This is a genomic window from Streptomyces malaysiensis subsp. malaysiensis (assembly GCF_040653035.1).
Classification (GTDB): domain Bacteria; phylum Actinomycetota; class Actinomycetes; order Streptomycetales; family Streptomycetaceae; genus Streptomyces; species Streptomyces malaysiensis.
In genome coordinates, this window is record NZ_JBEZNG010000017.1 from 212,437 (window position 1) to 222,849 (window position 10,413).

General features: G+C 73.9%; 1 protein-coding gene. It reads left to right on the forward strand.

Annotated elements, in window-relative coordinates; translation table 11 throughout:
- The first annotated feature begins 29 nt into the window (after nt 1–29).
- Nucleotides 30–10,409, forward strand: coding sequence for a type I polyketide synthase (locus AB0E24_RS29870; protein ID WP_359381571.1), 10,380 nt, complete (start codon nt 30–32; stop codon nt 10,407–10,409).
- The last annotated feature ends 4 nt before the right edge of the window (nt 10,410–10,413 follow it).

Below are 10,413 nucleotides of genomic sequence, written 5' to 3' on the forward strand. Positions count from 1 at the left end.
TTCAACTGACCTCAGGAGGTGACGTTTCCGTGGCTAGCGCGAACGAAGAGAAGCTCCTCGACAATCTGAAGTGGATGACCACTGAGCTGCGCCGGACCCGTCGCCGCCTGACCGAGGTGGAGGCGGACGCGCAGGAACCGATCGCGATCACCGCGATGAGCTGCCGATTCCCCGGCGGCGTCGGTTCGCCCGAGGACCTGTGGCAGCTGGTCGCGGAGGGCGGTGACGCCATTTCCGGATTCCCCGCCGACCGCGGCTGGGACATCGAGGGACTGGCCGATCCGGACCCCGACCGCAAGGGCACCTTCTACAACAGCGGCGGTGGATTCCTCGACGGCGTCGCCGAATTCGACCCCGGATTCTTCGGTATTTCACCGCGTGAGGCCCTCGCCATGGACCCGCAGCAGCGGCTGCTGCTGGAAACGTCCTGGGAGGCGTTCGAGCGCGCGGGAATCGACCCGACCTCCGTCAAGGGCAGCCGAACCGGCGTCTACGTGGGCGCCGCGGCCATGGGCTACGGCTCCGATGTCCAGGGCGCGCCGCAGGAGCTGGAGGGCCTGCTGCTCACCGGCGGTGCCACCAGCGTGCTGTCCGGCCGTATCGCCTACACCTTCGGCCTCGAAGGTCCGGCCGCCACGATCGACACCGCATGCTCCTCGTCGCTGGTCGCCCTGCACTGGGCGACCCAGGCGCTGCGGCAGCGCGAATGTTCGCTCGCACTCGTCGGCGGCGTCACGGTGATGCCCAACCCCGATGTGTTCGTGGAGTTCAGCCGTCAGCGCGGCCTCGCCCCCGACGGCCGCTGCAAGTCCTTCGCCGCGTCGGCGGACGGCACCGGCTGGTCCGAAGGCGTCGGCGTACTGCTGGTCGAGCGGCTTTCCGACGCGCGCAAGAACGGCCACCCGGTGCTGGCCGTGGTGCGCGGCAGCGCGGTCAACCAGGACGGCGCGTCCAACGGTCTGACCGCGCCCAACGGCCCCTCCCAGCGGCGCGTCATCCGCCAGGCCCTGGAGAACGCCCGGCTGTCCGCCGCCGAGATCGACGTCGTCGAGGCGCATGGCACGGGCACCACACTGGGCGACCCCATCGAGGCGCAGGCGCTGCTCGCCACCTACGGCCAGGAGCGCCCCGAGGGCAGGCCGCTGTGGCTGGGCTCGCTCAAGTCCAACCTCGGCCACGCCCAGGCGGCCGCGGGTGTCGCGGGCATCATCAAGATGGTCATGGCCATACGCCACGGCGTCCTGCCCAAGACCCTCCACGTCGACCAGCCGTCCCCGACCGTCGACTGGACGGCGGGCGAGGTGTCCCTGCTGACCGAGGCCCGCCCCTGGGACGAGACCGGCAGGCCGCGCCGGGCCGGAGTCTCCGCCTTCGGCGTGAGCGGCACCAACGCCCACACCATCCTGGAGCAGGCCCCCGCACCGGAAGACTTTCCGGCACCGGACGGGGACACCACCCCGGCCGTGAACGCCGCGAAGGTCACCGCCGCCGTGCTGCCGTGGACCCTGTCCGCCAGGAACGCGGCGGCGCTGCGCGACAACGCCCGCCGCCTCGCCTCCCACCTCGACCGCGAACCCGCCCTCAGCACCGCCGATGTGAGCCACTCACTGGCCACCGGCCGGGCGGCGCTGGAGCGACGCGCGGTGATCGTGGGCGAGGACCGCGCCGGGCTGACCGCCGCTCTGGAGGCGCTGGCGCGGGGTGAGTCCGCGCCGGGTCTTGTCGAGGGGACGGTCGCCGAGGGGGAGACGGCGTTCCTGTTCACGGGGCAGGGGAGTCAGCGGCTGGGGATGGGGCGTGAGCTGTACGACGCCTATCCGGTGTTCGCGGAGGCGCTGGACGCGGTGTGTGCGGAGCTGGACGCGCATCTCGAACGGCCGCTGCGGGATGTGTTGTTCGGGGAGGACGCCGAGGCGCTGGACCGGACCGGGTTCACCCAGCCCGCTTTGTTCGCGATCGAGGTGGCGCTGTTCCGTCTTGTCGAGGCGTGGGGTCTGCGGGCCGACTATCTGTCGGGGCACTCGATTGGTGAGTTGGCCGCCGCGCATGTGGCGGGTGTGCTGTCGCTCGCGGACGCGGCGAAGCTGGTGGCCGCGCGTGGCCGGTTGATGCAGGAGCTTCCGGCGGGTGGCGCGATGGTCGCGGTGCAGGCGTCGGAGGACGAGGTGGCGCCGCTGCTGACCGAGCGGGTGTCGATCGCCGCGCTCAACGGACCCACTTCCGTCGTCATCGCGGGTGACGAGGACGCGGCGCTTGAGATCGCGGCCGGTTTCGAGGCGCGGGGCCGTAAGACCAAGCGGCTCACGGTCAGCCACGCCTTCCACTCACCCCGCATGGACGGGATGTTGGACGCGTTCCGCGAGGTGGCGCGGGGGCTTTCGTACGAGGCGCCGAAGATCCCCATCGTGTCGAATCTGACCGGTGGTGTGGTGTCCGCCGAGGAGATCGCGACCGCCGACTTCTGGGTGCGCCACGTCCGCGAGGCCGTGCGCTTCCTCGACGGTGTGCGCACCCTCGAAGCCAAGGGCGTCACCACGTTCATCGAGCTGGGCCCGGACGGTGTGCTCACCGCGATGGCGCAGGAGTGTGTGACCGGCGAGGACGCCGGGTTCATCGCCGCGCTGCGCAAGGACCGCCCGGAGGCCGAGGCGCTGACCACCGCCGTCGCCCGCGCACACGTACGCGGTGTGGCGGTGGACTGGGCCGCGTACTTCGCCGGGACCGGCGCCAACCGCGTGGATCTGCCGACGTACGCCTTCCAGCACGAGCGGTTCTGGCTGGAGCCGGGTGCGGCCTCCGTGGGTGATGTGGCGTCCGTGGGGCTGGAGTTGGCGGGGCACCCGCTGCTCGGCGCGACCGTGCCGCTGGCGGAGTCCGATGGCCTGGTGTTCACCGGACGGCTGGGTCTCGACACCCATCCGTGGCTGGCCGACCATGTGGTGCGGGACGCCGTGGTGCTGCCCGGCACCGCCTTCGTGGAGCTGGCGGTCCGCGCCGGTGACCAGGTCGGCTGTGACCTGCTCGACGAGCTGACCCTGCACGCCCCGCTGGTGCTGCCCGCACACGGCGGTATCCGGCTTCAGCTCACCGTCGGCGCGCCCGACGGCGCCGGGCGGCGGTCGCTGACCGTGCTGTCCCGCGCGGAGGACGCCCCGGCCGAGGAGCCGTGGACGCGACACGCCGACGGTGTGCTCGCCTCGGGCGCGCCCCGGCCCTCGTTCGCGCTGACCGCGTGGCCGCCGCAGGGCGCCGAGGCGGCCCGTACGGAGGAGCTGTACGCGGCCCTCGCGGACGGCGGGCTGCGGTACGGCCCGGTGTTCCGGGGGCTCACGGCCGCCTGGCGGCGCGGGGACGAACTCTTCGCCGAGGTCCGGCTCGACGAGTCCATCGCCTCCGAGGTGCAGGCGTACGGGCTGCACCCGGCGCTGCTGGACTCGGCGCTGCACGCGCTCGGCCTGGGCGACGGCGACGACCAGGGGCGGCTGCCGTTCGCCTGGAGCGGTGTGGCGCTGTACGCGAGCGGTGCCTCGGCGCTGCGGGTGCGGCTGGTGCTGCGGGGCGCGGACGGCGTCCGGCTGGAGATCGCGGACTCGGCCGGGGCGCCGGTCGCCGCCGTGGACTCGCTGGTCCTGCGCGCCGTATCGGCGGAGCAGGTGCGGGCCGCGCGGGCGGCCTACCACGAGTCGCTGTTCCGCGTGGAGTGGATCGAACTCCCGGCCGGAGCGGGCGCCGGCGCGTCCGGCGGCGGTCGCTGGGCGGTGCTGGGCACGGATGCGTTCGGGTTGGGTGCCACGGCATACGCGGACCTCGCGGAGCTGGGCGAGGCCGTCGATTCCGGAATGGCGCTGCCGGAGTACGTAGTGGTGTGCCCGGCACTTGAACGACCGGGTGCGGCAATTCAAGCCCGTCCGGCGCTTGAGGACCGGGGTCCGGGGCGGAGCCCCGGTGGGGTTCAAGGGGCGGAGCCCCTCCACGCGGCGGAGCCGCATATCGATGCCGCGGGAAGGGGCGGGGTGGGGGAAAGCCCCTCGCCCGCCACCACGGCGCACCAGGCCACCACCCAGGTGCTGGGCCTGCTCCATCAGTGGCTGGCCGATGAGCGGTTTGCCACCTCGCGGCTGGTGTTCATGACCCTCGGCGAGGGCGAGCCGGTGCGCGATCCGGCGCAGTCCGCGGTGTGGGGTCTGCTGCGCACGGCGCAGGCCGAGAACCCGGACCGCTTCGTGCTCCTGGACATCGACGGCCAGGACACGTCGCTCGCGGCGCTCCCGGCCGCGCTGGCGGCGGGCGAGGAGCAGCTCGCCGTCCGTGCGGGCGTGGTCCGCATCCCGCGGCTGGCCAGGGTGCCGGTCGCGGAAGAGGCGGGCATGGCGGCCGACTTCGGCGCGGCCGGGACGGTGCTGGTGACCGGTGCGTCCGGTTCGCTGGGCGGTCTGGTGGCCCGGCATCTGGTGGCGGAGCGTGGTGTTCGGCATCTGCTGCTGGTGAGCCGGCGTGGTGAGCGGGCGCCGGGTGCCGCTGAACTCGCCGCCGAGCTCACCGGGTTGGGTGCCGAGGTGGTCTGGGCCGCCTGTGATGTGGCGGACCGGGGCGCGCTGGCCGCGACCCTCGCCACCGTTCCCGCCGAGCATCCGCTGACGGCCGTGGTGCACACGGCCGGTGTGCTGGACGACGGTGTGATCGGTTCGCTGACGCCCGAGCGTGTCGACCATGTGATGCGTCCGAAGGTGGACGCGGCGTGGAACCTCCATGAGCTCACCCGCGACCTGGACCTGACCGCCTTCGTCCTCTTCTCCTCTGCCTCGGGCGTGTTCGGCACCCCGGGCCAGGGCAACTACGCGGCCGCCAACGCCTTCCTGGACGCCCTGGCCGCACACCGCCGGGCCGAGGGCCGCCCCGCCGTCTCGCTGGCCTGGGGCCCCTGGGCGGGCGCCGGTATGGCCGGTGGCCTGGACGAGGCCGACATCAGCCGGATGCGGCGCGCCGGACTGCCGCCGCTGTCCCCGGCGGAGGGCCTGGCGCTCCTGGACTCGGCGCTCACCACGGACGAGGTGGCACCGGTCCCGATGCGGGTGGACGCCGTGGCGCTGCGCGCCCAGGCCGCCGCGGGCGCGCTCGCGCCGCTGCTGCGCGGGCTGGTGCGGGTCCCGGTGCGCCGCGCGGTGGACGCCGCCGCGGGCGGCGGTTCCGCGCTGGCGGAGCGGCTGGCCGGGCTGAGCGAGGCCGAGCGGGACCGGCTGCTGCTGGACCTGGTCCGTACCCAGGTGGCGGCCGTCCTCGGCTATGCGGGCCCGCAGGCCGTCGAGGAGGGTCGGGCCTTCAAGGACCTGGGCTTCGACTCCCTGACCGCCGTCGAACTGCGCAATCTGCTGCGCGAGGCGACCGGGCTGCGGCTGCCGCCGACGCTCGTCTTCGACTACCCCACCTCGACCGCCCTGGCGGGCCATCTGCGCGAGGAGATCGTCGGGGACACGGCCGCGGCGATCGTCCCCGACCGGGTGCTCAGCGCCGTGGACCGCGAGGACCCGATCGCGATCGTCGCGATGAGCTGCCGTTTCCCCGGCGGCGTACGGTCGCCCGAGGAGCTGTGGCAGCTGCTGCTGGCCGGTGAGGACGCGATCACCCCGTTCCCCGCCGACCGCGGCTGGGACCTCGCCACCCTCTACAGCGACGACCCCGACCGCGAGGGCACCAGCTACACCCGCGAGGGCGGTTTCCTGCACGACGTGGCCGACTTCGACGCCTCGTTCTTCGGCATCTCGCCGCGTGAGGCCCTCGCCATGGATCCGCAACAGCGGCTGCTGATGGAGACGTCCTGGGAGGCGTTCGAGCGGGCCGGGATCGACCCGGCCACGCTGCGCGGCACCAGCACCGGCGTCTACATCGGCTCCAACGACCGGGACTATCTGACGCTGTGGCTGAACGAGCCGCAGGGCCTCGAAGGACACCTCGGCACCGGCAACTCCTCCAGCGTGGCCTCCGGCCGCCTCTCCTACGCCTTCGGGCTCGAAGGCCCGGCGGTCACCATCGACACCGCCTGCTCGTCGTCGGTGGTGGCGCTGCACCTGGCCGCGCAGGCGCTGCGCGGCGGCGAATGCTCGCTCGCGCTGGCCGGTGGCGTCTCGGTGATGTCGACGCCGGGCGCCTTCCTGGAGTTCAGCCGGCAGCGCGGACTGGCCGCCGACGGCCGGATCAAGGCGTTCTCCGGTGACGCGGACGGCACCAACTGGGCCGAAGGCGCGGGCGTCTTCCTGGTGGAGCGGCTCTCGGACGCCCGCAGGAACGGCCATCCGGTGCTCGCCGTCCTGCGCTCCACCGCCATCAACCAGGACGGCGCGTCGAACGGTCTGACGGCGCCCAACGGCCCGTCCCAGCAGCGCGTCATCCGGCAGGCCCTCGCCAACGCCGGGCTGTCGCCCGCGGACATCGACGTCGTGGAGGCCCACGGCACCGGTACGGCGCTGGGCGACCCGATCGAGGCACAGGCGCTGCTCGCCACCTACGGCCAGGACCGGCCCGAGGGCCGGCCGCTGTGGCTGGGCTCGGCGAAGTCCAACATCGGCCACACCCAGGCCGCGGCGGGCGCCGCCGCCATCATGAAGATGGTCATGGCGATGCGCCACGGGGTGCTGCCGCGGACCCTGCACGTCAGCGAGCCCACCCCGCACGTCGACTGGTCGGCGGGCGACATCGAGCTGCTGACCGAGGCCCGGCCCTGGCCGGAGACCGGCCGTCCGCGCCGCGCGGGCGTGTCCTCGTTCGGCTTCAGCGGCACCAACTCGCACGCCATCATCGAGCAGGCCCCGGCCGCGAACGCGGTCTCCGCACCCGCTCCGGAGCGCTCCCTGCCCGTCCTCGCCTGGCCGGTCTCGGCCCGTACCGAGGACGCGCTACGGGACCAGGCCGCACGGCTGCGCCCCTCCGTGGACGCGGACGCAGGGGCCGAGTCGCCGCGCCCGCTCGACCTCGCCTACTCCCTGGCCACCTCCCGCGCCGCCCTGGAACACCGGGCCGTCCTGCTCGGCCGGGACGGCGACCTGCTCGGCGAGCAGCTCGCGGCGCTGGCCGAGGGGCGCGACGCCACGGGGCTCGTCGAGGGCTCGGTGTCCGGTGGCAAGCTGGCGTTCCTCTTCACCGGGCAGGGGAGTCAGCGGCTGGGGATGGGGCGTGAGCTGTACGACGCCTACCCGGTGTTCGCCGAGGCACTGGACGCGGTCTGTGCGGAGCTGGACGCGCACGTGGAGCGGCCGCTGCGGGATGTGCTGTTCGGGGAGGACGCCGAGGCGCTGGACCGGACCGGGTTCACTCAGCCCGCGCTGTTCGCGGTCGAGGTGGCGTTGTTCCGTCTTGTCGAGGCGTGGGGTCTGAAGGCGGACTTCCTTTCGGGGCATTCGATTGGTGAGCTGGCCGCCGCGCATGTGGCGGGTGTGTTGTCGCTGGCGGACGCGGCGAAGTTGGTGGCCGCGCGTGGCCGTCTGATGCAGGAGCTGCCCGCCGGTGGCGCGATGTTCGCCGTCCAGGCGTCGGAGGAGGAGGTGGCGCCGCTGCTGACCGAGCGGGTGAGCATTGCCGCGCTCAACGGGCCGAACTCCGTCGTCATCGCGGGTGATGAGGACGAGGCCCTCGCGATCGCGGCCGGTTTCGAGGCGCAGGGCCGTAAGACGAAGCGCCTCGCCGTGAGCCACGCCTTCCACTCGCCCCGCATGGACGGCATGTTGGAGGCGTTCCGCGAGGTGGCCGAGGGGCTCACGTACGAGGCTTCGCGGATCCCGATCGTCTCCAACCTCACCGGGACCGTCGTCCGCGCCGAGGAGATCACGACCCCCGACTTCTGGGTGCGCCACGTCCGGGAGGCCGTGCGCTTCCTCGATGGCGTGCGGACGTTGGAGGCCCAGGGGGTCACCACCTATGTCGAGCTGGGCCCCGACGGTGTGCTCACCGCGATGGCCCAGGAGTGCGTCACCGACGCCGACGCGGCCGGGTTCGCCGCCGCGCTGCGCAAGGACCGCGCCGAGGCCGAGACCGTCACCGCCGCGCTCGCCCAGGCGTATGTCCGGGGCGCCGAGGTGGACTGGGCCGGGTACTTCGCCGGGACCGGCGCACACCGCGTGGACCTGCCGACGTACGCGTTCCAGCGCCGCCGCTACTGGCCGGACGCCCTGGAGACCGGGGCGCGGGCCGAGGGCGCCGTGGACACGGTGGACGCGCGGTTCTGGGAGGCCGTGGAGAGCGAGGACTGGGAGTCGCTCGCCACCGAGCTACGGGTCGAGGGCGATCAGCCGCTCAGCGCGGTGCTGCCCGCCCTGTCGTCGTGGCGCCGCGCCCAGCGCGAGCGGTCCGCGGCCGACGGCCACCTCTACAACGTGGTGTGGAAGCCGCGTCCGCAGGGCCCGTCGGGCTCCCCGGCCCCGTCCGGCACCTGGCTGACCGTCGTCCCCGCGAGCCACGCGGACGATCCGCGGATCGCCGCGGTGGCCGACGATCTGACACGGCGCGGAGTACGGGTCGTACGCGTCGAACTGGACGCCGTCGACACCGACCCCGCGACCGTGGCCGACCGCCTCGCCGCGGCGACGGCCGACGGCCCGGTGGCCGGAGTGCTGTCCCTGCTGGCGCTGGACGAGCGGCCGCATCCGGAGCATCCGGCGGTGCCGGTCGGCCTCGCGCTGACCGGTGCGCTGGCCGAGGCGCTGGCGCGGCGGGGCGACGACGGCCCGGCGCGGCTGTGGTGCGCCACCCGGGGCGCGGTCTCGACCGGCGGCGCCGACCGGCTGGACAGCGCCACCCAGGCCCAGGTCTGGGGCTACGGCCGGGTGGTCGCCCTGGAGCAGCCCGAGCGCTGGGGCGGTCTGATCGATCTGCCGGAGACGGTGGACGAGCGGGCGCTGGACCGGCTCGCGGCCGTGCTCGCCGGGTCCGGCGACGAGGACCAGGTGGCGATCCGCGCCACCGGTGTGTTCGTACGCCGCCTCGCCCCGGCCCCGCGCACCGCCGCCACCTCCGCCGCCGAGCCCTGGACGCCGCGCGGCACCGTGCTGGTGACCGGTGGTACGGGCGCCCTGGGGCGGCATGTGGCCCGCTGGCTCGCTCACAACGGGGCCGAGCGCGTGGTGCTGCTCAGCCGCCGTGGCCCCGACGCGCCGGGCGCGGCCGAGATCGTGGCCGAGCTGTCCGGCACCGACACCGCCGTGTCCGTCGAGGCGTGCGATGTGGCCGACCGGGACGCGCTCGCCGTGCTCGTGGAGAAGCTGGCCGTGGGCGGCACTCCGGTACGGGCCGTGGTGCACTCGGCCGGGATCTCGCAGGAGCCGGGCACCGGCACCGAACTCCCGGAGTTCGCCCGGATCGTGGCGGCCAAGACGACCGGCGCGGTCCACCTCGACGCCCTCTTCGGCGAGGACGCCGACCCGCTGGACGCCTTTGTGCTCTTCTCCTCGATCGCCGGGGTGTGGGGCAGTGGCGGCCAGGGCGCCTACGCGGCCGGGAACGCCTTCCTGGACGCGCTGGCCGAACAGCGCCGGGCGCGCGGTCTCACCGCCACCTCGGTGGCCTGGGGCCCGTGGGCGGAGGGCGGTATGGCCGCCGAGGGCGACGCGGAGGAGCAGCTGCGCCGCCGTGGACTGCCGCCGATGGCACCGGAGTTGAACATGGTCGCCTTCCAGCGGGTGCTCTCCCGCGAGGAGACCGCCGTGACCGTGGCCGATGTCGACTGGGAGCGTTTCGCCCCGGCCTTCACCGCCGCCCGGCCCCGCCCGCTGATCGACGATGTGCCGCAGGTTGCCACGGTCCTGCGGGGCGGCGGCGAGGGCGAGTCGGCGGACACGGCGGCGAAGGACGGCGCGTCGGCGCTGCGCGAGCGGCTCGCCGGACTGTCCGGGGCCGACCGCGAGGACGCGGTGCTCGAGGTGGTCCGCGGCCATGTGGCCAGCGCACTCGGCCACGCCTCCGCCGATGAGGTCGAGGCCCGCCGCGCCTTCAACGAGCTGGGCTTCGACTCGCTCACCGCGGTCGAACTCCGCACCCGGCTCGGCGCGGCCACCGGCCTCAAGCTGCCCGCGAGCCTGGTCTACGACTACCCGACACCGGCCGCGCTCGCCGAGCATCTGCTGACCGAGCTGATCCCGGACGGACCGGGCCACGGCCCCGGCCACGGCCACGGCTATACCCCGGCCTACGCGGACACCGATCCGCAGGACGCCGAGCTGCGCCGCACCCTGGCCACCATCCCGATGAGCCGGATCCGGGAGGCCGGGCTGCTGGACACGCTGCTCCGGCTGGCCGATCCACAAGCCACCACTTCCGACCCCAATCGCGTCGAGGACGACGCGGAGTCCATCGACGAGATGGACGTCCAGCACCTCATCGACATGGCGCTCGACCTCGACAGCCTCGACGGCAACGAATCCTGACGCG